This window comes from Erythrobacter sp. MTPC3, from assembly GCF_042854385.1.
Classification (GTDB): Bacteria; Pseudomonadota; Alphaproteobacteria; order Sphingomonadales; family Sphingomonadaceae; genus Erythrobacter.
The window spans coordinates 58,787-83,981 of sequence record NZ_BTGP01000011.1; the positions used below are offsets into that span (position 1 = coordinate 58,787).

Sequence of the window (25,195 nt, forward strand, 5' to 3'; positions counted from 1 at the left end):
CTTAGGCGGCGAGGTCGATCGGGACAATTTCGCCCGACAGATACAGCTTTTTCGCCTTGGCGCGGGAAAGTTTGCCTGAGCTGGTGCGCGGCAATGTGCGCGGGGGAACCAGTTCCACGACGCAGCTCATGCCGGTGACACTGCGCACCTTGTCGGCAATCTGTTCGCGCAGTTTGACCCGCTCCACCGGATCGGCAACGCGGCAATGGACGAGCACCGCAGGCGCCTCTTCACCAGCCTCGGTCTCAACAGAGAAGGCCGCAATATCGCCGTGGTTGAAGCCGGGCAGCTGTTCGACCGCCCATTCGATATCCTGCGGCCAATGGTTTTTGCCATTGATGATGATCATGTCCTTGGCCCGGCCAACGATGAACAGGTAGCCATCGGCAAGATAGCCCATGTCGCCTGTATCCAGCCAGCCATCGACGAGACAGTCTGCGGTCGCTTCCTCGTTGCGGAAATAGGAGTGCATGACGCTGGGGCCGCGGCACCAGACCTTGCCGATCTGGTGATCGCCGCGCGGATGGCCATCCTCGCCCTGAATTTGCACTTCCATATCGGGCAGCGCCTTGCCGCAATTGACGATGGCGCGGTAGCGGGCCGGGCGCGAGATATCGCGCGGAGTGCCCGACAGGCGCTCTTCCTCGACCAGTTCGACGCGGATCCCTTCGCCCGGCGGCATCACGGTGACGGCCAGAACCGCTTCGGCAAGGCCGTAGGACGGGGTGAAGGCGCTGGCCTTGAAACCCGCATCGCTGAACGCGTTGACGAAGTTTTGCATGACATCGGGCCGGATCATGTCCGCACCGTTGCCCGCCACGCGCCAGCGCGACAGGTCAAATCGTTCAGCGACATTGCTCTGGCTGGAAATGCGCCGTGCGCAGATATCGTAGCCAAACGTCGGTGAATAAGAGAGCGTGCTGCCCTTATTGGCGCTGATCATGTCGAGCCAGGCGAGTGGGCGGCGTGCAAAGGCATCGGGTTTCAGCATGTCGCCCGACACCTGATTGGCGATGAGCGAGAGGAAACAGCCGACGAGGCCCATATCGTGATACCACGGCAACCAGCTGATGCAGCGTTCGTTCTCGCCCAGATGCATCGTGGTCGAATGGCCGTAGAGGTTATGCAGCAATGCCTCATGCGTGACGGCAACGCCGGTCGGGAAACGGGTCGATCCGCTGGAATATTGCAGATAGCAGATATCATCCGGCTTTAATTCGGGTAGGTCGCAGTCGGGCGCATCGCGCTGGGCAAAATCCTGCCAGCTTTCGCCCTTGCAGCCCTGTTTGTCAGCGGCCGCCTGCGCCATTTCGCCAATGTCTTCGGGATAGATCAGGATCGCCGGATCGCTGCTGTTCAGCTGCACCGCAAGCTGTTCGATATAGCTGTCCTTGCCGCCAAACGTGGTTGGCAGCGGCAGCGGGACGGGCCATGCGCCGACATAGACACAGGCGCAAAACAGCGCAGCAAAATCGGGCGCGGTTTCCGCGATCAGGGCGACGCGGTCCTGCGGTTTGATCCCGTAAGCAATCAGGCGCCGGGCCATCACCAGCGCATCTTCGCGCATTTCGGAATAAGGATAGACCCGCGAAAGTTGTCCACGCATATCGTGGAAGTTCAGTCCCTTTTCGCTCTTCGCGGCGTAATCGATGGCCTCGGCAAACGTCGCAAACTGCGCGCGGATGCGCGGCAGGTCGCAGTCATTCGGCGTCGGCGTCAATGCGTCGTCGGTCATATTTTTCAAGCGATACCCGTCATTTGCAGCACGGCAAAGCGCACCCTATCATGTCCCAAACCCATCCCGGCAAATGCGCCGGACTCAGTCCAGACTTATGCATTTGATAAGGACTGTGGCACGAATAAGGCGAAAAAGTTTCAATGGATACGAATTCGTCACCAGATCGCAGCACTTCTCCCCGCAAAGATAAGGGGCGCAAAGACGCGCGCGTGGCCAAGAAAACGCGCCCGCTCGATCAAACCACGCTGCGCGATCTGGCGCTTTCCTATGCCGCGCGCTTTGCGACGACCGGAGCCAAGCTTGAGGGGTATCTGGCGCGTAAAGTTCGCGAACGCGGCGTGGCAGAGGATGACGGGCGGGCGGTGGAGCTGGACGTGACGGGGCTGGTCACGCGGTTGATAGAGCTCGGCTATGTCGATGATGATGCCTATGCGCGGGCCAAGACGCGCGATCTCACCGGGCGGGGATATGGCGCGCGCCGGGTTGAACAGGCGCTGTGGGCGGCGGGCGTGGAAGAGACTGTGCGAGAAGACAACGCGCCGGGCGAATATCGCTGCCGCGAAGCTGCGGTCCTGCTGGCGACGAAACGCCGCTTTGGCCCCTTTGCGCGGCCCGCCCATGCTGATGATGACGATGAGGAAGGCGATCCTGAACAGCGCCGCAAGCTGCGCGAGAAACAGGTTGCCGCCATGCTGCGTGCGGGCCATCAATACGACCATGTCCGCTTCATTCTGGACGCAAGCAGTCTCCGCGATATTGAGCAATGGCTGGAAGAAGCACGAGAGGACGGGGAACCTGATGGCTTTTGATTTCACTGCCTCTGCAAAACTGCCAGTCATCGCCGCGCTTGCGGTGATCGCCGCGGCATGCGCGCCTGTCGGCACGGCAGAGGACGCCGCCCCTGCCGCCGCATCGCAGGCCGATCCAGACGAGCATCCGGTCTCCGGTCTGCAAGTCATCAACCTTGAGGTGGTAAGCGGGGGCACCCGCCATCCGTTCCGGGTAGAGGTCGCCGCCTCTTCGCAGGCGCAGTCCGATGGCCTGATGTTCCGCACCGAAATGGGCGAGAACGAAGGCATGATCTTTCCCAGCGATCCGCCGCGTGCGCGCAGTTTCTGGATGAAGAACACGCCGCTATCGCTCGACATCATCTTTATCGGGACCGACGGGCGCATCACCAATATCGCAGCGAATACCGTGCCCTATTCGATGGAATCGGTGCCGTCAGCTGGCATCACCACGGGCGTTCTGGAACTGGTCGGCGGGCGCGCGGCGCAGCTTGGCATAGAGCCGGGCGATGCGGTAGTATTCGATCTGCCACCCCCGCAACCGGAGTGATCTTGACGCTTGGCGCGGGGCGGCAATTACGCTAATCGCGCGGCATGGGAATCTTCGGAAAAATCTTCACCTGGTGGGACGGCGCGACGCTGGGCACCACGTGGTGGGCAAAACGCGTTGGCGGCGACCATGTCGGCACCGATGCGCAAGGCAACAAATACTACCGCAAAAAAGCGGAAGACACCGGCGTATCAACCGGCTCCTACACGCAGGCGGAAAAACGCTGGGTGATCTATAACGGCGCAAATGATGCGAGCCGCGTGCCGCCCGAATGGCACGGCTGGCTGCACGGCGCGTTTGACGATGTGCCTGAAAGCAACCTGCCACCGGCCAAGATCTGGGAGACTGATTACACTCCCAACGCCACCGGCACCGCGCAGGCATACCGACCGCAAGGCGCGCTGGAACGCGGCGGCAAACGCGCTGCTGCAGTCGGCGATTACGAGGCGTGGTCCCCGGAAGGGTGAAGGCCATGGCCGTGCGCACTCCGATTTTTGCGGGCGTAATACTGTGCGCTCTATCGCTTGGCGGGTGCGGCTCCGACGCTGAAGAGGCGCAGCCGGTCGCCGTGCCGATTGACCAGAATGCAGAGGCGCAGCCGGCAGGCGCGGCCGATACAGCGGATGCTGGCGATGCAGCGGATGAGCCGCAGCAAACCGGCGCGACCACGATGGCGGACCGCGTGGCGACCATCGGCTTGCTCAACAAACGCAACAATGTCAGCCAGGATTTCGAGATGAGCCCCGGCGAAACGATCGAATCCGGCCCCGTTATCCTGACGCTATCCGCTTGCGAGCGCACCGCCCCGTGGGAAATGCCGCAGGAAACCGGCGCTTTCGTGCAGGTTGATGTGCTGAACCGGGGGCAAAGCGATCACACCCGCGTATTTTCGGGCTGGCTGTTCAAGGATTCGCCCAGCCTCAACGTGGTCGAACACCCGATTTACGATGTCTGGGTCAAGGACTGCGCGATGAGCTTTCCCGGCGACGAATGATCGGGATGCGCGCCTGCCTCGGCCAGCAGCGCGCTATAGGCATCGGCCAGCGTCCCGCCGGGCCGCATCCGTGCTCGCTCCACCAAAGCCATGTAATCGCGCTGAGGCAATTCGGCCGCTCCCATCGAGGCGAGGTGATCGGTCATGAACTGGCAATCGAGCAGTCTGTACCCGGCACGGCGCATCAGTGCGACGAGCCAGCAAAGCGCGACCTTGCTGGCGTTATCGGCGCGCGAAAACATGCTTTCACCGCAAAACACCGATTCGAAAGCGACACCGTATAGCCCGCCAACCAATATCGGGGCTTCGCTGCCGTTTTCCCTCCAGCATTCGATTGAATGCGCGTGTCCGGCGCCGTGCAAGTGCTGGTAACTGGCGATGATCCGTTCGCTGATCCAGCTTTCGGGATGGTCGGTGCGCGGCTCGGCGCAGGCGCGAATGACCTCTCCAAAAGCGGTGTTGATGGTGACGCGGTACCGGTCCTGACGAAGCACTTTGCGCAAGCTTTTGGATACATGCAGCCCGTTTAGCGGCAGAATCGCGCGCTCACGCGGCTCAACCCAGAAAACATCGGGATCATCGCGGCTGTCAGCCATCGGGAAGATACCGCTGCGATAGGCGAGCAGCAGGGTTTCAACCGGGATCGGGGTGCGCATGGGCGAATGCATCGTGCCGCTATAAATAGCACGCGGCCAGCGGCATACCATACCGGATGCGATTGCCAGTGCTTTAGATGCCGCGCTTTAGATATCGTGGGTCAGATGGGGCGCATCAGATGTTGCCTATCGCAAACGGCGCGGCTAAAGCGCGCGTCTCGTGCAGGGGCGTAGCTCAGTTGGTAGAGCGTCGGTCTCCAAAACCGAAGGTCCAGAGTTCGAGTCTCTGTGCCCCTGCCATTTCCCTTTGATTTGTGATGCTTGCACCCGTTTCCGGGCGGCGTTCATCGTGCCTGTTGCACATTCTATCCACATGATTGCGGGAACCAACGTAGATGCGCTCGGTTTAAATGGGCAATAAGATGAAACGATTACGCAAGGAGATCAACGCGATGACATCCGCACCCATCCGTTCGAGCAAACCAGACGCCTGGTCGAACCCGCGTCCGCATACCGATGCCTCGACTCGCCAACTGAAATATGGCCGTATCCAGCCAATGGAAGAGCCCGGCCTTCTGCAACGCTGGTTTGGCATCCGTTAACAGCGCATTCGCGAAACGGAGACTTACCGATAGAAAAAGGGCGCTGCGGGGATGAACCGCAGCGCCTTTTTCTTATGCTGTGAGCAAGACCGCTGGTTGACGGGGGCGCGCCGAAACGCGCCCGCCCGTCAATATTCCTCCGGCTCTTCCGGTGTGTCTGCGGTGAAAGTCTTGCCCGCGTCTTTTTTGCCCTTGGCAATGGCGAACACCACGCCTGATAGCAGCGCGAGCGCAAGCAGGTTGGGCAGCGCCATCGCCGCGTTGGAGATGTCGCCCAGACGCCAGACCAGTTCGGAAGGCTGCGCCGCGGCCAGCCAGATGACAACGCACCACAAGACGCGCCAGCCGATATGCAGCATTTTCTCACCGCGCCGGGTTGAACCCGGGATGCGGTCATAGATAAATGTAATCGCCCGCTCTCCGTAATAGCTCCACGTCAGCAGGGTGGTGAACACGAACAGGATCAGCGCGACGCTGGCGACCAGCGTGCCGATGGGGATCCCGGCCAGCATGACAGGGAATGCCGCAGCGAACGCACCGCTCGTCATTTCAAAGCCGACGCGGTCGGATTGCCATGCGTGCAGCACCGCTTCGCCGCCCGCGGTAAAATCACCGCGCACGGTGAGGATAACCAGTGCGGTCATGGTGCAGATGATGATCGTGTCGATAAACGTGCCCAGCATCGCCATGCGGCCCTGCTGTTCCGGGTCATTCGTCTGCGCCACGGCGTGGGCGATGGCGGTGGAGCCTTGCCCGGCCTCGTTTGAGAACAGGCCGCGCGCCACACCGGCACGGATCGCGAGGATCAGAGCCGCGCCGACGAACCCGCCGCTCGCCGCCTGAGGGTTGAATGCGCCGTGGAAGATCAGGCCGAATGTCTCGGGCAGATCGCCAAAGTTCAGGATCAGCGCAATTGCAGCCATGATGACATAGGCACCGGCCATGAACGGAATGACTTTTTCAGCCACGCTGCCGATGGATTTGATCCCGCCGATAATGACGATGAAGACAAGGATCGCGACAATCGCGCCGCCAATGGCCTCTTCGATGCCGAACAGCTCGTTCAGGCCATCCGCGACCGCATTGGCCTGGATCGAATTGCCCGTGACGAGAGCCGAAAACAGCGTGCCGATACAGAACACGATGGCGAGCCACGTCCATTTCGGACCAAGCCCCATCATGATGTAGGTCATCGGACCGCCGCGATAGACCCCGTCGGATGTCTTCTCGCGGTAACGGATCGCGAGCGACCCCTCGGCAAAAGCGAGCGCCATGCCGAACAACGCGGTGATCCACATCCAGAAAATCGCGCCCGGTCCACCCAGCGCAATCGCGGTGGCGACCCCTGCCAGATTGCCCGTGCCAACCTGTCCTGAAAGCGCGGTCGAAAGCGCAGCGAACGGCGAAATCTCGCCATCACCCGATCCCTTGCGACTGGCGAACAGCCCCTTGAACGCGCTGCCCAGCTTGATCAGCGGATAGAACCGCAGCCCGACCATGATCCACAGGCCAATGCCCAGCAGGATGATCGTCATCGGCGGGAACGGCAGAATTTCCACCCCGTTCCATGTGCCGCCCCAGATGAAATCCGAAACATTGGTAATGGGCTCGATCCACGCTTCCGCGCCGGACGGTGCTGCAGCCATTATGGCTTCCCCTCATACATTGATGTGCGTCCCCGAACGGGTATTCCCGAAATGAAGCGTCGCACGCTAGAGCCGCCTTGCGCCCTTGACTAGCCCCCAACCGGCTCTTCGCGCTTGCTTTCCGCAAGAGCGCACCATAATAGCAACCCAATTCCGAAATCAGTGAGAATCGAAGCCCATCCGCGATCTTGTCCCGGACGGCGAAGAGACCTATCTGAAACCCGGACAAAACTTATTCACGCGAAGGCGAAAGGCTGGTCATGGCCCAGGCACCCAAAGTCGAAGAAAAAAAGCGCAAGACATCGCTGGCCGAATTTGTGAACCAGGTTCGCACGGAAACCAGCAAGGTTGTGTGGCCCACGCGCGAAGAAACGGTTCGCACCGCGATCTTCGTTTTCATCTTCATGGTGATCCTGTCGCTGTTCTTCTTCGGCATCGACAGCCTGTTCAACGCAATCGTCAATTTCCTGCTCACGCTCGCATAATCGCGCCGCGTCAGACGTTCAGAATTTCAAGGATACTCCATGGCTCGCTGGTACATCATCCACGCTTATTCCGGTTTCGAGAACAAGGTCAAAGAGGCCATCCTGTCGGAGGCTGACCGTCTTGGCCTTGCCGAAGGTGTGGAAGAGGTCGAAGTGCCGACCGAGACCATCACCGAGGTGAAGCGCGGCAAGAAAGTCCAGGTCGAGCGCAAGTTCATGCCGGGCTATGTCCTTGCCAAACTGAACATGACCGATGACGTGTATCACCTTGTGAAAAACACGCCGAAAGTGACCGGTTTTCTGGGCAGCGGCAACAAACCGCAGCCGATCAGCGAAAAAGAGGCCGCCCGCTATTTCGGCGGTGTCGAGGAAGCCAGATCGGCTCCGAAACAGCAGGTCAGCGTCGATTACGAAATCGGCGATTCTGTCAAAGTGCTCGACGGGCCGTTCGCCAGCTTCAACGGCGTCGTTGAAGAGCTCGATTTCGACAAGGCGAAGGTCAAGGTATCGGTATCGATCTTTGGCCGGGCAACCCCGGTCGAGCTGGACTTTGAACAGGTCGAACTGGTCAAGTAAGCGGGCAGTTTCGGCGGGACGGCGATGAAAACCCGCCCCGGCATCTGCAATCGGAAAAAACGCTATTCGTCACGCGAGGCGGCGGAAACGGCTGCCGTAAGCGCGCCGTTCAAACTGCGCGCCTATCGCTGCGAGCTATGCCGCAAATATCACCTGACGAGCCGCACCAAAGGCATGAAAACGCCCCGGCATGAGCTCGAGCTTTAGGCCGGCTAGAATGTCCAGTCCGGCACGCCCGCGCCGCTTGGTTCGAAAACTAAGAGAAGGCGAACGGCGCAAAAGCGGACTGTCCGATAACGACCCATTTTCGGACATTCAGCTTGAGCGCTTGGACTTAGGCAGTCGCTCAAGAAGCTGTTGCGACCCGTGAAGATAAGTCGAGAAAATTACGCGGGAGCCGTCGCTAAATTGGATCCAACAATCGCCGCTAAAATCACTCTCTTTGAAAGACCGAATTTCCGAGAAATCCCAATGCCGATCTTTGCCGAGTGCGCGTCTAACTCGAAGACTGCGTCCTTTCCAAGCAATGGTCTGCGCGTAAGCAGTCCACCACAGATAAATCATCATACCTGCGAATACGGTCAGTAGGCCAACGAGATAGAGGTTTTGGGTATCGGCGTCTGGCGACGATGATCCTCCGCTGAAAACGATGTAGGCGAACAGAGAAGTGAGTGCCACGCCCAGAATGAAAATGGCATGTACAAAGAAGCTAGGGCAAAGTGTCTTCCAGCCGTCGCTGCTGACCCTCGCGTTCCGCTGGTTCCGAAGTGCGAAATAGCAAAGGACCGCAGCAATAGCGCCACCAATTAGGCCATTTATCCAAGGATTCATATATCACGGCATACCATGAAAGTCTCTCATGTCCAATGGCCGCTTCCCACCTAAATCAAGACATCAAAGCCCTTTTGTCATATGACATTAACGGACGGACTTGCCATTTTCCTACGGGCTCTTCTTATGGCACGGCGTGGCTATGATTTTGCGCCGCCTCTCGAAATCGCCTTGCGCCGTGTTGGACACATGTCACCCGTGTCCTACATGCGCAAAACCGCAGATTTCGGGGCGTTTTGCGTGTAGGCACCGGATGACATGTTGGGAAATGTGTCATGTGTGTTTTTGTTTGAGGTTTTTTGTTTGCGCGCGTTTTTTTGTGCGCCCTCAGGCGCCGGGCGCGGGCCATCCGGCCCGCTTGGCTTCGCCGCATAAGCGGCGGCGCGCGGTCGCGCGCTGGCTCGCCTGCGGCTCGCGCCATTCCAAGCCATCAGCCGAGCGCCCTGATACTTGGCGCTCGTGCGCGATGGAGCTGCGGAGCACGGCGCGCAGCGCCGCAAGGGCGACCGCCCGCCCGCAGGCCCGTCAGGGCCGAGGAAATCGCGCCCCGGATGGGGTGCGCATCAAAAAACGCGCACCAAAAACACACACAAACAAACCACTTCCCCCTCACCCCCCAACCCCTCACCACCCACCGCCGTCCCGCCCAAGCATTTCTTGCATATCCGGCCAGAATCGCTATGTGCCCCGCTTCCCAAGCAAAGCTTTGGAAATCCGTGCGGGAGGCAGGCCATCCGGTCTGCCGCTGGACCGCTTAACATGAGGCACCGCTGAAAATGCGTGCCGACAGTGCGAAAGGAGGCCCTTTGTGGCCAAGAAAATCGAAGGCTATATCAAGCTGCAGGTGCCAGCCGGCACCGCAAACCCATCGCCGCCAATCGGCCCGGCACTGGGTCAGCGCGGCGTCAACATCATGGAATTCTGCAAGGCGTTCAACGCCGCGACGCAGGACCTTGAAAAGAACGCTCCGATCCCGACCACGATCACCGTTTACGCGGACCGTTCGTTCACTTTCACCACCAAGACGCCGCCAGCGTCGTTCTACCTGAAGAAAGCTGCCAAGCTGAAATCGGGTTCGGGCGAGCCGGGCAAGGTTGTCGCCGGTTCCGTCAAAAAGAGCCAGGTGAAAGAAATCGCAGAGGCCAAGATGGCCGATCTGAACGCAAACGATATCGATCAGGCCATGAAAATCATCGAAGGCTCCGCGCGTTCGATGGGCCTCGACGTGGTGGAGGGCTGAACCCGTGGTAAAGCAAACTAAGAAACAGAAAGTCGTTGCCGAGCTGGACCGTGAAAAGCTCTACGGCATCGATGAAGCCATCGCGACCCTGCGCGAGCACAAGGCCAAGTTCGACGAAACCGTTGAAGTTGCCATGAACCTCGGTGTTGATCCGCGTCACGCAGACCAAATGGTCCGCGGGATGGTCTCGCTGCCTTCGGGCACCGGTAAAGACGTCAAGGTCGCTGTGTTCGCCAAGGGCGACAACGCTGACAAGGCGGCCGCCGCTGGCGCTGACAAGGTTGGCGCAGAAGACCTGATGGAAGACATGCAGAACGGCAATCTCGATTATGACCGTGTCATCGCGACACCGGACATGATGGGTGTCGTTGGCCGTCTGGGTAAGATCCTCGGTCCCAAAGGCCTGATGCCTAACCCGAAACTGGGCACCGTCACGCCGAACGTGGAACAGGCTGTTAAGGACGCCAAGGGCGGCCAGGTCGAATTCCGCGTTGAGAAGATGGGCATCATCCACTCCGGCATTGGCAAGCTTTCGTTCTCCGACGACGCGTTGAAAGCCAATTTCGAAGCGATGACGCAGGCTATCGTCAAGGCCAAGCCATCGGGCGCCAAGGGCAAGTATGTGAAGAAGGTCTCGCTGACCACGACCATGGGTCCGGGTCTGAAGATCGACACGGCAGGTATCGAGGGCGCGTAAGTCTTCGCAGCCTGCGCCGCACCGCGGCAGCGGGCTTTCCTACCTGGCAAAAGCCATTCAAGAGGGCCGGGAGCTGACGCTTCCGGCCTTTTTTGCGCCGGTCTGATGCCGCGATGCGGCAAACTGTTGGATTTCCTAGGGAACTTTGGCCTGCTCAAGCGTTAAGCTTGCAAAGGAGTTCGCTTTGAAAAACGCAGGCTGGGTAGTCGCATTCGCAGGATCGCTGGTTCTCGGCGGGAGCATCTTTGTGGAGACTCAGGTTGCGCCCCTGATCGGCGCGCTGATGCTGTCGGGCGGCCTGCTGTATTCGACGCTGCTCAATGCGCTGGATTCGAGAGAGGGCGAGGCGCACCTCGCCGGGCGGAGATCACGCCGGTTCGGCGGATGGCGCCGGCGGACGTAAGCGGCGCTCAGATACCGCCGGGGGTAAAGTCCCAACCGTTTTCGCCCAGCCCCTCGCACAGGGTGTCGAAACAGCTTTGCAGAGCCTCACGGTCAGTGGACCGGATGACGAAATTGGAGCCAACCTTGCCTTCCCGGAAAAAGGGGTAGGAGCCGATCTGGCAGTTTTCATGCGCCTGTTCGACTTCGCGAAGCAGGTGAGCGACTTCGCTTTCGGGAATGAACCCACCGACAGTTTCGGAAACGAGCGGAGCGCCGCCTTCCAGCTCTCCCGTAAGCGCATCGAGCATACCGGCGGTGATGTGCGGTACGCCTGCCATCAGGAAGACATTGCCGCGCCGAATACCGGGTGCACCCGATTTGCGGTTGGGGATCAGTTCAGATCCTTCGGGTGCGCGGGCCATGCGCAGACGGCCTTCGTTGATGCCGCCCTTGTCCGCGTAATAGCGTTCGAGCAGCGCGCGGGCCTCCGGGTGGATGATGACCGGCACGCCCAGCGCCTTGGCCACAGCATCGACTGTGATGTCGTCATGCGTCGGGCCGATGCCGCCGGTGGTAAAAAGATAATCGTTGGCCGCGCGCAGGGCATTCACAGCCTCGACGATGTGGTCTTCGATATCAGCGACCACCCGCACTTCGGCGAGGCGGATGCCCTGCACCTGCAGCCAGCTTGCGACTTGCGCGATGTTCTTGTCATGGGTGCGGCCCGACAGGATCTCGTCGCCAATCACGACAAGTCCAGCGGTCCATATCTTTTCGGATGAACTCATATCTCGCGGTCTAATCGAAGCGGGCCGTGATGACTACAAGCAAAGCGCGGCAGCTTACTCCGCAGCCTCCAATTGTTCATCAGCCGTGCGTGCATTCCCGCCAGCCTTGCGGAAAGAGAGCACGCCGTCATCGACGGGATCGTTCGCCATCCGTTTGCGGTCGACCACATATTCCTGATTGAGCCGCCATGGATAGGCCACCGCGTTCTTTGGCTGGATATGCTTGGACCGCTGGATGTATCCGCTGGAGAAATCGAAGATGTCGTCCTCCTCCAGGTCTGCTTCCTGCGCCGGTGTCAACACGGGCACCGCGATGTCCGCTCCCTTGGCCCGCATGTCATTCAAGACACGGCAGACATAATCAGAATTGATGTCCGCCCGCAGGGTCCAGCTGGCGTTGAGATAACCGAACACCACCGCCAGGTTGGGCAGGTTCGAGAACATGCAGCCCTTGTAATAATACCGTTTGCTAAAATCGACCGGCTCCCCGTTTACGCTGACGGCGATTTTGCCCGCGATCGCCATTTTCAGGCCGGTTGCGGTTATGATGATGTCGGCCTCTACCAGCTCACCCGATTTCAGTCGGATGCCGCCAGCCTCGAAGCTGTCGATGTGGCCTGTAACGATTGATGCGGTGCCCGATTTGATCGCCTCGAACATGTCGCCATCGGGAACCAGGCAAAGCCGCTCTTCCCACGGATTGTAGGGCGGCGTGAAAGCCTCCTTGTCATAATCGGGGCCAAGCACCTTGGTGATCCCTTTGACGAGGTTCTTCTTCACTTTTTCAGGATTCTTGCGGGCGGTTTTGAAAACCAGATCCTGCATCAGGATATTCTTGAAGCGGGTTATCCGGTAGGCAAGGTTTTCAGGCAGAACCTTGCGGATCGCATTGGCCAATCCGTCTTTCGCCGGACGCGCGGCCATCCATGTCGGTGTGCGCTGGAGCATGGTCACATGCGCAGCTTTTTCCGCCATCGATGGCACAATCGTTACCGCTGTCGCGCCCGATCCGATGACAACCACTTTCTTGCCCGAATAATCGAGGTCTTCGGGCCAGAATTGCGGGTGCAGCACTTGGCCCTCAAACGCGCCAAGCTGAAAGCCTGGGTCGTAGGGTTCGTCGTAATCGTAATAGCCCGATCCCAGATACAGGAAATTGGCTGTCAGCCGGGTGGTCGATCCGTCCTCCAGCTCCATCTCGACATGCCAACGCGCTTCATCTTCGCGAAAATCGGCAGAGACGACCTTGTGCCCGTAACGGATGTGTTCGCGGATGCCGCGTTCGTCCACGATCCGGTTCAGGTAGTCGAGAATGGCCGGCGCATCGGCGATGCTTTTTTCATGCCGCCACGGTTCGAAGTCAAAACCCAGCGTGTGCATATCGCTGTCCGACCTGATGCCGGGATACCGAAACAGGTCCCACGTTCCGCCCAAATTCTCGCGCCGCTCGGCAATGGCGTAGGTATGGCCCGGCGCCTTCATTTCCATATGTGCGGCCATGCCGATGCCGGAGATACCGGCGCCAACGATAAGCACATCGAAATCTGGTGGAGTGGCTAACATGATCAGGTTCTCTCTTCCCGTTTAAGCGGCGATGTAACCACACGCGCGCATGAAAAGCGAGTCTTGATGGCAAAATGCAACTGACTTTGACGGCAGGTTCGGTTAGGCGCATCGCCATGTTTATACAGCGCCCCCTTTCGACCCCGCTTTCGGTATTCGCATTTATCTGTTCCGCCATCGCGCTTTCCCATGCCGTCCCTGCGTCTGCGCAGGACACTGGTGCGGAAGAGGAACAGACCGCCGAGGAGTTCAGCGACGAAATCATCGTGACTGGGGAAGGGCTGGACCCGGCCCCGTCGGTTGGTGCTTATGCGATCACGGAAATCGACCGCGATCAGATCGTCTCCAGCGGATCTGGCCGGATCGAAGACGTGCTGGAAAATGTTGCGGGCTTTCAGCAATTTCGCAGGTCCGACAGTCGGTCTTCGAACCCTAGCGCGCAGGGCGTCACGCTGCGCGCACTCGGCGGCAACGCGACCAGCCGCGCGCTTGTCCTGCTGGACGGGGTGCCGATTGCCGATCCGTTTTTCGGATACATACCGCTGTCATCGATTACGCCGGAGACACTTGGCAGCATCCGCGTCACGCGCGGCGGCGGCGCGGGGCCATTCGGTGCGGGCGCGCTGGCCGGGACCATCGAACTGGAAAGCGCCGATGCGCAGACGCTTGGCCCAGTATCCGGCAGCCTGCTGATCAACAACCGCGAAGAGACAGAGGTCAGCGCCGCGCTCGCCGCTGAACTGGGCGGCGGTTTTGCCGTGGTCAGCGGGCGCTGGGACCGCGGGCAGGGGTTTTTCACCACTCCGGACGATCAACGTGTGCCCGCCAGCGCGCGCGCCGCATTCGACAGTTGGCAGGTCGGCATTCGCGCCGTTGCCCCGTTGTCGGATACGGTCGAACTGCAAGCGCGCGTCAGCGTTTTCGAAGACGCGCGCACGCTCCGGTTTGAAGGGGCGGATTCCACCAGCGAAGGGCAGGATGCGAGCATCAGGCTGGTCGGACGCGGGGAGTGGGAGTTTGACGCGCTGGGTTATGTGCAGGCCCGCAATTTCTCCAACGTCGTGATCAGCTCCACCCGGTTTGTGCGTGTGCTGGATCAGCGCAACACCCCCTCGACCGGGCTGGGCGGCAAGATCGAGGTGCGGCCACCGCTGGATGAGGCGCACACTTTGCGCGTCGGGGCGGATTACCGGCAATCAGACGGGGAGCTTCAGGAAGAAGCCTATAGCGCATTTACAGGTGCGCTGCGCGAACGCCGCCGGGCTGGCGGCACGAACAGCAATCTTGGCTTGTTTGTCGAGGATGACTGGCAGATCGGGCCGCTGCTGCTGACCGGCGGATTGCGCGCTGACTATACGCAGATCGAAGACGGTTTTTTCCGCGCTGTTGATGCTAGCAATGCCGTGATCAGTGAAACAATCGCCGCCGACCGGGATGACTGGTCGTTAAGCTGGAGGACGGGCGCGGTCTTTTATGCCACGCGCGATCTCGATCTGCGCGCAGCGGCCTATACCGGGCTGCGCCTGCCGACGCTGAATGAGCTTTATCGGCCCTTCGTCGTATTTCCGGTTGTGACGCAGGCCAATGCCGAGTTGGAAAATGAACGGCTGCGCGGGTTCGAGATCGGGGCGACATGGCAGCCCGTGCGCGCCGTGGTCGTGTCGCTTACTGCGTTCGATAACCGCGTCGAAAACGCGATTGCCAACGTCACGCTTGAGCCGAACCTGCGCCAGCGCCAGAACCTGCCCGCCATCGACGCGCAGGGGCTGGAGGGCTCGCTGGCCGTGAAACTGGGGCAGGTCGGGCTGGATGCGTCCGTTGCCTACACCGATGCGACCATTGACGGTGAGGGCACGTCGCTCGCGCTGGACGGCAATCGCCCGCCGCAAACACCGGAGATCGCGGCATCGGCCACGCTTTGGTGGGAACCGGCAGACGGGTATCGGCTGGCCGGTACATTGCGGCATGTCGGAGCGCAGTTTGAAGACGATCAGGAAACCAATTCCCTCGCCCCTGCAACCACACTGGACCTGTTTGCCGAGGCAAGGCTGGGCGGCGGGTTCAGCGCCGTAATTCGCGGTGAGAACCTGCTGGATGAAGAAATCATCACGCGAAATTCGGGTGGAGCGATTGATCTGGGCGTGCCCAGGACGGTGTGGGCCGGCATCCGGCTTAATTATTGATCTCGCAGCCCGCGATCCGAACGGCGTAATAAAATTACCTAAAGGGCGGCGTGTGAGCACGCATGCTGCGGCGCAACATAACATGTTGCATTTTTGCTACGGTTTCTGAAGAAGCGCCTATTACTCTTGGCAGGGCGAAACGCGCTGATAGTCTCTCATTCGACCCAATAAGCCAAAAGGTTATGGGAACGTGGAGAGGAAAATTTATGACACGTAAGTTCGCAGCCTATGCTGCCGGTCTGATGGCCTGCAGTTCGTTCACGGCCCCGGTGTTTGCGCAAGACGCTGATACCAGCGCAGCTCCTGAACCCGATGATAATGTGATTATCGTGACGGCCACACGCCGCGCGCAGGACGTTCAGGACATTCCTATCGCGGTTACTGCCGTGTCGCCGCAGCAGCTGGAAAACCAGGGCGTCGACAACATCCAGGAAGTGACCTCGGTCGCCCCAAGTTTTAGCAGCAGCCAGGCGCAGACATCTTCAGGTTCGGTTGTGCTGAGGGTTCGCGGTGTCGGTACGACATCAAACAATATCGGGTTCGAAAGCGCAGTCGGCATCTTCATCGACGGCGCGTATCAATCGCGTCCCGGCGTCGCGCTCAACGAATTTGTCGACATTGAGCGGGTCGAGGTCCTTCGCGGACCACAGGGTACACTATTTGGCCGCAACACGTCGGCAGGTGCGCTCAACATCACGACCAAGCGTCCCGATCTCGAGGAGTTCGGCGGGTTCGTGAACGCCTCCTACGGCAATTTCAACGAGATCAGCGTCCAAGGGGCCGTGAACGCGCCGCTGGTCGAGGATACGCTCGCCTTCCGTCTTACTGGCGCCTATCGCGAGCGCGATGGCTACATTGATGTGGTCGATGCAGACGGCAACAAGTTCGACGAAACCAACGATGCCGACCAGTACCTCATCCGCGCGCAGCTCGGCCTTGAGACCGAGAGCGGTCTTCGGGGGCGTCTGATCGCAGACTATTCGCGGAGCACGCCAAGCCTTGGCGGCGCGATCGAGCTATTCCAAGCGCCGTTGGTGACCGCTGGTGCCTATGCCGCAGTTGGCCTAGGTGCGAATGGCGGGAACGGTCAGCCATCGGTTGCAACCGATAAGTTTGATCAGACCGGTTTTGAGGAAGCACTCGACAACCGTGTGCTCTCGGCCAATTTCGCGCCGTTTGCGAAGGTCGAGAATTACGGTGTTACGGGCGAGATCGAATTTCCGATTTCTGACTCCGCAGACCTCATTTTCATCGGGTCATATCGGAAGTTCGATGCGAACGAGAACTACGATTCCGATTTCACCGCAGCTGATATTTTTAACGTCGGACCGCTCGACACCGAGATTGACACGTACACCGCCGAACTGCGCCTGCAGGGCGAGGGTTTCGATGGCAAGCTGAACTATGTAATTGGCGGCTTCTTCTCGGATGAGACGATCGATCAGTCGGTCGCGTTTGTAGCGGGCGAAGATTACGATGCGAATATCGGGGCACTGTTCGGCGGCATTGCCGGCCCCTCTCCGCTCCTGACCTTCACTGGATCGGATATCGCAGGCAACGGTGTTACCAACCGGTTCCAGCAGGAAGCGCAGAGCTATTCGATTTTCACGAACAACTCTTATGAGATCGCCGACGGGCTCGAAATCACGCTCGGTGCGCGCTATTCCTGGGAAGAAAAGTCCGGTGGCTTCACGCAGACTTCGGCCAACAACCCGACCTGCCCGGCTGTTCTCGACAGTCTGTTTACCGGTGGTCTGGCACCGCTGGGTGGTGCTGGCTCAACACTGGCTGCGCTGGGCTGTCTTGGCTTCCTCGCGCCAGCTGACCTTCCGGAAGCCGGGGTGTTCCCGCTGCCGGTCACCTTCGAGGAGACCTTCGATGACGAGGAACTCATCTGGACAGCGCGTGTCGCATACGCCTTTGCTGCGCCGGTCAACATCTATGCAAGCTTCACGCACGGCTACAAATCGGGCGGTATCAACCTTGATACGACCGCCGCCGTTTTGGGGGCGAGCCCGGTGTTCGATTCCGAAGAGGTCGACGCATACGAGATCGGTTTCAAGAGCCGCCTTATCGACGATGCGGTGACGCTTAACGTTGCGGCGTTCTATCAGGAATTCACCGACTTCCAGGTGCTCGAATTCACCGGCACCGCGTTTGCCACCTTCAACGTCCCGCGGGCGGTTTCGCAAGGTGTCGAGATCGAGAGCGTTATTCGTCCGACCGACGAACTGACCTTCAACGCATCAGCAACGATCCTCGATGCGAAATATCCCGAGGATTGCGCCGGCGATTCAATCTCGCCGCAGGTCGTCTCGCTCTGCGGTTTCTCGCTTACCAATGCTGCGGACATCGTCGCGATCTTCGGCGGTCTGTGGGAAAAACCGATTAACGACAGCACTGAATTCTTCCTCGCGGGCCAGATCCGCATGGAAGGTGACCAGCGCACCTCGACGCAGGGGATTGTTCCGCCAAGCGCGGCGCAGATCGCTACCCTCGGTGTTGACGCGGCCGTCGCCGCCCAGCCGTTGATCGTAGCAGACGTGCAGGATGGGAAGTCCTTCATCAACCTGCGCACGGGCCTGCGTTTTGCCGATGGCGCCTATTCGATCGAAGGGTTCGTCAACAACCTGACCGATCAGGTGGTGCGGGGCGTGACGTTCAACACCACACTGCGCGGCAGCGGCGCGAATAACTCGCGTTCAGCCTTCTCGCTGCAACCGCGCACTTACGGCGTTGCTGTTCGCGCCAAGTTCTAAACCGCAAGGTTCAGACGCAAAAAAAGGGCGGCTCGGGAAACCGGGCCGCCCTTTTTGTTATGACGATGAAAGCGGGCGCTACATTGAGCGCGCGATGAGCATTTTCATGATCTCGTTCGACCCGCCGTAAATGCGGGCGATACGGGTATCGCGGTACATGCGGGCGATCGGATAATCGTTGATATATCCGGCCCCGCCGTGGAATTGCAGGCACTTGTCGACGACTTCGCTTTGCAGCTCGGTCACCCAGTATTTCGCCATGCTCGCGGTGGCTACGTCCAGCTTGCCTTCCAGCAGCTTTGCGATGCAATCGTTGACGAAGACCCGTGCAGCCGTGCCGCGCGCCTTTAGGTCGGCGAGCGTGAACTGCGTGTTCTGGAAATCCCAGATCGTCTTGCCGAATGCCTTGCGGTTCTTGACATATTCGACCGTCACCTCGAGCGCTTTTTCAATGCCAGTCATCGCGCCCATGGCAATCACGAGCCGTTCCTGCGGCAGTTCGCCCATCAGCTGGTAGAAGCCTTTGCCTTCTTCCCCGCCAAGGATGTTGTCGCCGGGGATGAACACATCATCAAAGAACAGCTCGGACGTGTCCTGCGCATCCAGCCCGATCTTGTCGAGTTTCTTGCCGCGCGCGAACCCTTCTGCGCCGTCTGTCTCAAGCAGCAGCAGCGATATGCCCTTGGCGCCTTCGCTGGGGTCGGTTTTCGCAACGACGATCATGAAATCGGCGGTCTGCCCGTTTGAAATCCACGTTTTCGATCCGTTGAGGCGGTAGCCATTGCCGTCTTTAAGCGCGGTGGTCTTGATGCTTTGAAGGTCCGATCCTGCGTCGGGCTCGCTCATCGCGATTGCGCTGACCAGTTCGCCGGTCACCAGCTTTGGCAGGTATTTCTGCTTCTGCTCCTCGGTCCCGTGCCGCACGAGATAGGGCAGGATGATGGTGTTGTGGAGGCTGGCGGCGAACCCATCGACGCCGTGCTTCGCCTGCTGGTCGATCACGACCATATCGTGCCGGAAATCGCCGCCATGGCCGCCATATGCTTCCGGTACGGATACGCCGAGCAGCCCGGCCTCGCCGGCCTCGTTCCAGAATTCGCGTTCGACCTGGCCGTTCTCGCGCCATTTCTCAATCCGCTTTTGCGGGGCTTTGTCCTGATAGAATTTGCCGACTGCATCTGCGAAGATCGAGATTTCCTCGTCTTCCATGAATTCCGGCTGGGGTACGTCGATGACCGGCATGTTATTTTCCCTTCCAGTTGGGGGCGCGCTTTTCAGCAAAGGCAGCCGCACCTTCGCGCGCGTCTTCGGAACCGAAAACTGGCGCGATCAGCTGCGCCTGGTTCTTGTACCGATCCTCCATCGCCCAGCCGCGCGATTCCTTCATCACCTGCTTTGACACCCGCACGGCGAGCGGGCCGTTGGCGGCGATTTTCTTCGCCAGCGCCTTCGCACCGTCGAGCGCGGATCCGTCTGTCACCTCGTTGATAAGGCCCAGATCAAAAGCGCGTTCGGCACCGATGAAATCACCTGTTAGCGCCAGTTCCATCGCAATCCGCTCAGGAATCTGATCCGGCAGCATCATCACGCCGCCCGCTGCGGCGACAAGGCCGCGCTTGGCTTCGGGAATGCCGAACTTCGCGCCCGAATGGGCCACCACAAGATCGCAGGCGATCATCAGCTCAAGCCCGCCGGCAAGAGCGTATCCCTCAACCGCGGCGATCAGCGGTTTTGCAGGAGGAGCCTGCACCACACCGCCAAATCCGCGGTTTTCAACGCTGGGGCTTTCACCGCGCAGGAAGCCTTTCAAATCCATGCCCGAACAAAAGGTGCCGCCTGCACCCGTCAGGATGCCGACGCGCAGATCATCGTCGCTGTCGAGCCGGTCCATCGCCGCTGCGATGCCTTCAGCCGCAGCCTTGGTCATGGCGTTCTTTGCCTCTGGCCGGTTGATCGTGACGATCAGGACGCCGTCATCGACTTCGGTCAGGACTTCTTGGGTGGGGGTATCTGACAAGGTGCTCTCCCTAGCTAATTTGCCATTTCGTTTTGAAACTCAATTCTTGTGTGAGTGGTGCAGGGGGCTTACGAATACGTCAACCGCAATTTCAATAAGAGAAACAGAGGATCTCCATGGCCGAGGCATATATCATCGACGCAGTCCGCACTCCGCGCGGTATTGGCAAACAGGGCAAGGGCGCGCTGGCTGCCGAACATCCGCAGCACCTGGCGGCGACCGTGCTGAAAGCGATTGCGACGCGTAACGGGCTGGACACCTCAACAGTTGATGACGTGATCTGGTCGGTTTCGACGCAGGACGGGATGCAGGCCGGTGATCTGGGCCGCATGGCGGCTCTCGATGCGGGCTATGACGTAAGTTCATCGGGCACCACGCTGGACCGGTTCTGCGGCGGCGGGATCACTTCGGTTAGCCTTGCAGCAGCGCAGATCATGAGCGGGATGGAAGACTGCATCGTCGCAGGCGGCACCGAAATGATGAGCCTGACTGCTGCCATGTCGAAAGAGAAAATGCAGGCCGGGTTAAAGCCGCCGATGATGGGCAGTTACAATGAGCGACTGCAATCGGTTCACCCGCAATCGCATCAGGGCATATGCGGCGATGCCATCGCCACGATGGAGGGCTTCACGCGCGAAGAGCTGGACGAGGTTGGCTATCGTTCGCAGCAGCGCGCTGCGACGGCTTTGGACGAGGGGCGCTTTGAAAAATCAGTCATTCCGGTCACTGCGGATGACGGAACGGTGCTGCTCGACAAGGATGAATATCCGCGCCCGCAAACCACACTTGAAGGGCTGGGCCAGCTGGAACCTGCCTTTACCAAGATTGCCGACGTTCCGCTCGATGCGAACGGCACAACATTTCGCGGGCTGATCAACCAGAAATATCCCGACCTCGACATCCAGCATTTCCATCACGCCGGCAATTCCTCGGGCGTGGTTGACGGCGCGGCTGCGGTTCTGGTCGTCAGCAAGGAATATGCCGAAAAGCATGGGCTGAAACCGCGTGCGCGGATCGTGCAGACGGCGAATATGGGCGATGATCCGACACTGATGCTGAACGCTCCGGTCCCGGCGGCAAAGAAGGTGCTCGAAAAAGCGGGCATGTCGCTCGACGATATCGACCTGTTTGAAATCAACGAGGCGTTCGCGGTTGTTGCGGCGAAATTTGTGCGCGATCTGGGCCTCGATTGGGACAAGGTGAACGTGAATGGCGGCTCGATCGCTCTGGGCCATCCGATTGGTGCGACCGGATCGATCCTGATCGGTACGGTGATTGACGAGCTTGAACGCCGCGATCTCAAAACCGGCCTTGTCACCATGTGCGCCGCTGGCGGCATGGCCCCTGCGATCATTGTCGAGCGGGTCGATGGCTTCGTAGACTGATCGTGAGCGCGCGCATGATCGCCGACAACACGCCTGTCATCATCGGGGTGGGCCAATATTCCGAACGGGTCGGCGAGCCGCACTATGAGGCGCTGTCCTACATGGACCTCGCCGGGCGGGCACTGGCGGCGGCGATTGCGGATAGCGGCGCGAGCGAGGCGGTTGCACCTGCAATCGACACGCTCGCCGCAATCCGCGCGTTCGAAATGTCCCGTCCGGGGCGCGAGCCTCCATTTGGGGCGGCTAGCAATGTGCCGCGCGCCATCGCGAAACGCGCCGGCGCCGATCCGCAGCGCGCGATCCTGACACCGACGGGCGGGCAGACGAACCAGCAATTGGTCGGAGAATTCGCCGCGAACATTGCCGCAGGTGACAGCCAGTGTGCGGTGATTGTCGGGTCCGAAGCGATCTCCACTGTGCTTGCTCTCTCGGCCAAGGGGGAAAAGCCCGACTGGTCCGAGGAGGTCGAGGGCGATTTCGAAGATCACGGCTTCGGCGTTGAGGGGATGATGGAGAACGCGCTGTTTGCGCACGGCGCGGCGGGCGCAATTCCGCTCTATGCGCTGGCGGAAAACGCGCGGCGGGCAAAGCTTGGCAAATCTCTCGACGAATACCGCCGCGATATCGGAGAACTCTTCGAACCCTTCACCAAAGTGGCGGCGAATAATCCGCACGCGGCGGCACCTATCGAGAGGTCGGCGCAGGAGCTTGCGACGGTGACGGAGCGCAATCGGATAGTGGCGGAGCCCTACACCCGCATGACCGTCGCCCGCGATCAGGTGAACCAGGCCGCCGCGATTATCGTGGCCAGCGCCGCCAGAGCGCGGGCACTGGGCATACCTGAAGACAAATGGGTGCACATCCACGCAGTGACCGCCGCGACGGAACTGATGCTGTCCAATCGCCCGGACCTTTCCGCCAATCCCGCCTCCATCGCGAGCGTAGAGGCTGCGCTGGAGCGCGCGGGCAAGGGGATGGAGGATATGCGCTATCTCGATTTTTATTCATGCTTTGCCATCCCGGTTTTCAACCAGATCGACCATTTCGGGATCGCGCCCGATGATGCGCGCGGCCTGACGCTGACCGGCGGCCTGCCGTTCTTTGGCGGGGCGGGGAACAACTATTCCGCGCACGCTATATGCGAAGCGGTGCAGGCGGCGCGCAAGGATCGCGGCGCCTACGCTCTGGTCGGCGCGAATGGCGGCTGGATGAGCAAATATGCCACCGGCATCTACTCCACCGACACCGCCGACTGGTCCGCCAATGATCGTTACGCCAAGCTGCCCGACGCCAATAACGCCGTCCCCGCCGCGAAGGGCGCATTTTCCAAAGCGGTGGTAGAAACCTACACTATCAACAACACCAAAACCGGCAGCGTCGCCGTCTTCCTCGGGCGCAATCCCGATGGCGAGCGGGTGTGCGGCAATGCCGATCTGGAACATGGGCCGACCCGCGCGCTGTTCGAAGGCGGAAAACCGTTCGGCGCACGGCTGTCTGTCATTCAGGATGACAAGGGCCGCAATATCGGCCGTGTGGCCTAAGCGGGGGCGACTTTTTCTAACCCGACTGCGCCATCACACCTTTGACAAACCAGTGCCTTTCCCGTATTTAGTTACAAACGTAACTAAATTGACATATTCAGAGGCCCCCTCCCATGACCAAGCATCCCGGCGACCTATTCGATAACCCCGCCGGCCTCGACGGCTTTGAATTCGTGGAATTCTGCGCGCCGGAAAAAGGCCAGCTTGAACCTGTATTCGAAGCAATGGGCTTTACCCTCGTGGCCAAGCATCGCAGCAAGGACGTTCACCTTTGGCGGCAAGGCGGCATCAACCTGATCGCCAATTACGAACCGCGCAGCGCCGCATGGTTCTTTGCCCGTGAACACGGCGCCAGCGCGTGCGGCATGGCGTTCCGCGTGCGCGATGCGAAGGCAGCGTATGACCATCTGATCGCTCAGGGAGCAGAGCCTGTTGCCAATGAGCCGGGTCCGATGGAGCTTCGAATTCCGGCCATCCGCGGCATCGGCGGCGCGATCCTGTATCTGGTGGACCGGTATGCCGGGGCCGACGATAAGAGCCTTACTATCTATGACATCGATTTCGATTACCTGCCCGATGTCGATCCCTATCCAGAGGGCGCAGGTTTCCACACGATCGATCACCTGACGCACAACGTCTATTCCGGGCGCATGAAATACTGGGCCGATTATTACGAAACGCTGTTCAACTTTCAGGAAATCCGGTTCTTCGACATCAAGGGCGAATATACCGGCCTCACGTCAAAGGCGCTGACCGCACCGGACGGCAAGATTCGCATTCCTCTCAACGAAGAAGGCGAGGGCGGCAAAGGCCAGATCGAGGAATTCTTGCGCGAATTCAACGGCGAAGGCATTCAGCATATTGCCCTGATCTGTGACGATCTGATCGGGTGCTGGGACCGGCTTAAAGAATTCGGCGTACCGTTCATGACAGCACCGCCCGAAACTTATTACGAGATGCTGGATGAGCGTTTGCCGAACCACGGCGAACTTGCCGACGAGTTGAAAATGCGCGGCATCCTGCTCGACGGAACGACCGAAGGCGGACAGCCGCGCCTGCTGCTGCAAATCTTTGCCGAGGCGCAGGTCGGTCCGGTGTTCTTCGAATTCATCCAGCGCAAAGGCGATGACGGCTTTGGCGAGGGCAATTTCAAGGCTTTGTTCGAAAGCATCGAACGCGATCAGATTGCGCGCGGCGTGCTCGACACTAAACCCGCGCAGCCCGCCGGGGAGCCTGCCGAATGAGCGCGGTGAAGCCATCGGGCATCCACCACGCGGCCTATCGCTGCAAGGATGCCAAAGAGACGGTCGAATGGTATGGCCGCGTGCTCGGCATGGAATACACCACGGCCTTTGCCGAGGATCATGTGCCCTCGACCGGTGAATACGATCCGTACATGCACGTCTTCCTCGATGCGGGGAACGGCAATATCCTCGCGTTTTTCGAACTGCCCAATCAGCCGGAAATGGGCCGCGACGAAAACACGCCGCAATGGGTTCAGCACCTCGCCTTCCGGGTCAGCAGCGAAGAGGAATTGCTGGCCGCAAAAGCGCATGTCGAGGCAGAGGGCATCGACGTGCTTGGCCCGACGCATCACGGCATTTTCAAATCCATCTATTTCTTCGATCCCAATGGTCACAGGGTCGAACTGGCGGCTGATATCGGCACCGACGATCAATATGCCGAGTTGGCGCGCGTTGCGCCGATGATGCTGGACGAATGGAGCGAGACCAAAAAGGCCCCGCGTCATGCCGATTGGCTGCACGAACTCGCCCGGGCGGCACATCAAAACGACTGAAGCGCTGGGTTGGCCACGCAGGGCGGCGTTCATC

General features: G+C 59.9%; 24 protein-coding genes and 1 tRNA gene. 18 read left to right on the forward strand and 7 right to left on the reverse strand.

Annotated features, from left to right (window positions below):
* Position 1: 1 nt before the first annotated feature.
* Positions 2-1,735, reverse strand: coding sequence for a fatty acyl-AMP ligase (locus ACGHU1_RS14620; protein WP_390588120.1), 1,734 nt, complete (start codon positions 1,733-1,735; stop codon positions 2-4).
* 212 nt (positions 1,736-1,947) lie between these two features.
* On the opposite strand from ACGHU1_RS14620, the gene ACGHU1_RS14625 reads away from it, so the two are divergent.
* Genes ACGHU1_RS14625 through ACGHU1_RS14640 form a run of 4 tightly spaced genes read left to right on the forward strand, consistent with a single transcriptional unit; the run spans position 1,948 to position 4,070 of the window.
* Positions 1,948-2,547: a regulatory protein RecX gene (locus ACGHU1_RS14625; protein WP_390588121.1), complete on the forward strand. Its 600-nt coding sequence runs from the start codon at positions 1,948-1,950 to the stop codon at positions 2,545-2,547.
* Positions 2,537-3,076 carry a DUF192 domain-containing protein gene (locus tag ACGHU1_RS14630; RefSeq protein ID WP_390588123.1) on the forward strand — a complete coding sequence of 180 codons (540 nt, stop codon included), beginning with the start codon at positions 2,537-2,539 and terminating at the stop codon, positions 3,074-3,076. The genes ACGHU1_RS14625 and ACGHU1_RS14630 overlap by 11 nt, the downstream gene beginning before the upstream one ends.
* A gap of 44 nt (positions 3,077-3,120) precedes the next feature.
* On the forward strand, positions 3,121-3,543 hold the full coding sequence (locus ACGHU1_RS14635; RefSeq protein ID WP_390588124.1) for an NADH:ubiquinone oxidoreductase subunit NDUFA12: 423 nt from the start codon (positions 3,121-3,123) through the stop codon (positions 3,541-3,543).
* Positions 3,544-3,548: 5 nt separating this feature from the next.
* Positions 3,549-4,070 carry a DUF2155 domain-containing protein gene (locus ACGHU1_RS14640; RefSeq protein WP_390588125.1) on the forward strand — a complete coding sequence of 174 codons (522 nt, stop codon included), beginning with the start codon at positions 3,549-3,551 and terminating at the stop codon, positions 4,068-4,070.
* Here the strand turns inward: ACGHU1_RS14640 and aat are convergent.
* Positions 4,019-4,738 (reverse strand): leucyl/phenylalanyl-tRNA--protein transferase, encoded by a 720-nt coding sequence (gene aat / locus ACGHU1_RS14645; protein ID WP_390588127.1) that lies wholly within the window; start codon positions 4,736-4,738, stop codon positions 4,019-4,021. The two genes, ACGHU1_RS14640 and aat, sit on opposite strands and share 52 nt — an antisense overlap.
* A 152-nt stretch (positions 4,739-4,890) precedes the next feature.
* Here aat and ACGHU1_RS14650 point away from each other — a divergent pair.
* Together ACGHU1_RS14650 and ACGHU1_RS14655 are read left to right on the forward strand one after the other, a co-directional pair.
* Positions 4,891-4,966: transfer RNA gene (locus ACGHU1_RS14650), tRNA-Trp, on the forward strand.
* Between the two features lie 152 nt (positions 4,967-5,118).
* Entirely contained in the window at positions 5,119-5,268 is a 150-nt protein-coding gene (locus ACGHU1_RS14655; RefSeq protein ID WP_390588129.1) for a hypothetical protein, read from the forward strand.
* A 128-nt stretch (positions 5,269-5,396) separates the two neighbouring features.
* Here ACGHU1_RS14655 and ACGHU1_RS14660 read toward each other — a convergent pair whose 3' ends face one another.
* Entirely contained in the window at positions 5,397-6,914 is a 1,518-nt protein-coding gene (locus ACGHU1_RS14660) for an alanine/glycine:cation symporter family protein (RefSeq protein ID WP_390588131.1), read from the reverse strand.
* 260 nt (positions 6,915-7,174) lie between these two features.
* Here ACGHU1_RS14660 and secE point away from each other — a divergent pair, with 260 nt between their 5' ends.
* From secE to ACGHU1_RS14690, 6 genes are all read left to right on the forward strand, one after another.
* Complete coding sequence (secE, locus tag ACGHU1_RS14665; RefSeq protein WP_390588133.1) at positions 7,175-7,399, forward strand: preprotein translocase subunit SecE; 225 nt, start codon at positions 7,175-7,177, stop codon at positions 7,397-7,399.
* 39 nt (positions 7,400-7,438) lie between these two features.
* Positions 7,439-7,975: a transcription termination/antitermination protein NusG gene (nusG, locus tag ACGHU1_RS14670; RefSeq protein WP_390588135.1), complete on the forward strand. Its 537-nt coding sequence runs from the start codon at positions 7,439-7,441 to the stop codon at positions 7,973-7,975.
* A 24-nt stretch (positions 7,976-7,999) separates the two neighbouring features.
* Positions 8,000-8,182 (forward strand): hypothetical protein, encoded by a 183-nt coding sequence (locus tag ACGHU1_RS14675; protein ID WP_390588137.1) that lies wholly within the window; start codon positions 8,000-8,002, stop codon positions 8,180-8,182.
* Positions 8,183-9,614: 1,432 nt separating this feature from the next.
* Positions 9,615-10,046, forward strand: coding sequence for a 50S ribosomal protein L11 (gene rplK / locus ACGHU1_RS14680; protein WP_390588139.1), 432 nt, complete (start codon positions 9,615-9,617; stop codon positions 10,044-10,046).
* A gap of 4 nt (positions 10,047-10,050) precedes the next feature.
* Positions 10,051-10,743, forward strand: coding sequence for a 50S ribosomal protein L1 (gene rplA, locus ACGHU1_RS14685; RefSeq protein ID WP_390588140.1), 693 nt, complete (start codon positions 10,051-10,053; stop codon positions 10,741-10,743).
* A gap of 184 nt (positions 10,744-10,927) precedes the next feature.
* Positions 10,928-11,146, forward strand: coding sequence for a hypothetical protein (locus ACGHU1_RS14690; RefSeq protein WP_390588142.1), 219 nt, complete (start codon positions 10,928-10,930; stop codon positions 11,144-11,146).
* Positions 11,147-11,153: 7 nt separating this feature from the next.
* Here the strand turns inward: ACGHU1_RS14690 and ACGHU1_RS14695 are convergent, their stop codons facing one another.
* Both ACGHU1_RS14695 and ACGHU1_RS14700 read right to left on the reverse strand, forming a co-directional pair.
* Entirely contained in the window at positions 11,154-11,915 is a 762-nt protein-coding gene (locus ACGHU1_RS14695) for a competence/damage-inducible protein A (RefSeq protein ID WP_390588144.1), read from the reverse strand.
* Positions 11,916-11,969: 54 nt separating this feature from the next.
* Entirely contained in the window at positions 11,970-13,478 is a 1,509-nt protein-coding gene (locus tag ACGHU1_RS14700; protein WP_390588146.1) for a flavin-containing monooxygenase, read from the reverse strand.
* A 116-nt stretch (positions 13,479-13,594) separates the two neighbouring features.
* On the opposite strand from ACGHU1_RS14700, the gene ACGHU1_RS14705 reads away from it, so the two are divergent.
* Positions 13,595-15,661: a TonB-dependent receptor gene (locus ACGHU1_RS14705; RefSeq protein ID WP_390588147.1), complete on the forward strand. Its 2,067-nt coding sequence runs from the start codon at positions 13,595-13,597 to the stop codon at positions 15,659-15,661.
* Between the two features lie 206 nt (positions 15,662-15,867).
* Positions 15,868-18,420 carry a TonB-dependent receptor gene (locus tag ACGHU1_RS14710; RefSeq protein ID WP_390588149.1) on the forward strand — a complete coding sequence of 851 codons (2,553 nt, stop codon included), beginning with the start codon at positions 15,868-15,870 and terminating at the stop codon, positions 18,418-18,420.
* Positions 18,421-18,498: 78 nt separating this feature from the next.
* On the opposite strand, the gene ACGHU1_RS14715 is transcribed toward ACGHU1_RS14710, so the two are convergent.
* The gene (locus ACGHU1_RS14715) at positions 18,499-19,662 is read right to left on the reverse strand and encodes an acyl-CoA dehydrogenase family protein (RefSeq protein WP_390588150.1); all 1,164 of its coding nucleotides are present in this window, start codon (positions 19,660-19,662) and stop codon (positions 18,499-18,501) included.
* A gap of 1 nt (position 19,663) precedes the next feature.
* Positions 19,664-20,437 (reverse strand): crotonase/enoyl-CoA hydratase family protein, encoded by a 774-nt coding sequence (locus ACGHU1_RS14720; RefSeq protein WP_390588152.1) that lies wholly within the window; start codon positions 20,435-20,437, stop codon positions 19,664-19,666.
* A gap of 116 nt (positions 20,438-20,553) precedes the next feature.
* Between ACGHU1_RS14720 and ACGHU1_RS14725 the strand changes: the two genes are divergently transcribed.
* The 4 genes from ACGHU1_RS14725 (at position 20,554) to ACGHU1_RS14740 (ending at position 25,161) form a co-directional block, all read left to right on the forward strand.
* Entirely contained in the window at positions 20,554-21,822 is a 1,269-nt protein-coding gene (locus ACGHU1_RS14725) for an acetyl-CoA C-acetyltransferase (RefSeq protein ID WP_390588154.1), read from the forward strand.
* A gap of 14 nt (positions 21,823-21,836) precedes the next feature.
* Positions 21,837-23,363 (forward strand): acetyl-CoA acetyltransferase, encoded by a 1,527-nt coding sequence (locus tag ACGHU1_RS14730; RefSeq protein WP_390588156.1) that lies wholly within the window; start codon positions 21,837-21,839, stop codon positions 23,361-23,363.
* A gap of 113 nt (positions 23,364-23,476) precedes the next feature.
* The gene (gene hppD, locus ACGHU1_RS14735; RefSeq protein ID WP_390588157.1) at positions 23,477-24,607 is read left to right on the forward strand and encodes a 4-hydroxyphenylpyruvate dioxygenase; all 1,131 of its coding nucleotides are present in this window, start codon (positions 23,477-23,479) and stop codon (positions 24,605-24,607) included.
* Positions 24,604-25,161 (forward strand): VOC family protein, encoded by a 558-nt coding sequence (locus ACGHU1_RS14740; RefSeq protein ID WP_390588159.1) that lies wholly within the window; start codon positions 24,604-24,606, stop codon positions 25,159-25,161. The genes hppD and ACGHU1_RS14740 overlap by 4 nt, the downstream gene beginning before the upstream one ends.
* The last annotated feature ends 34 nt before the right edge of the window (positions 25,162-25,195 follow it).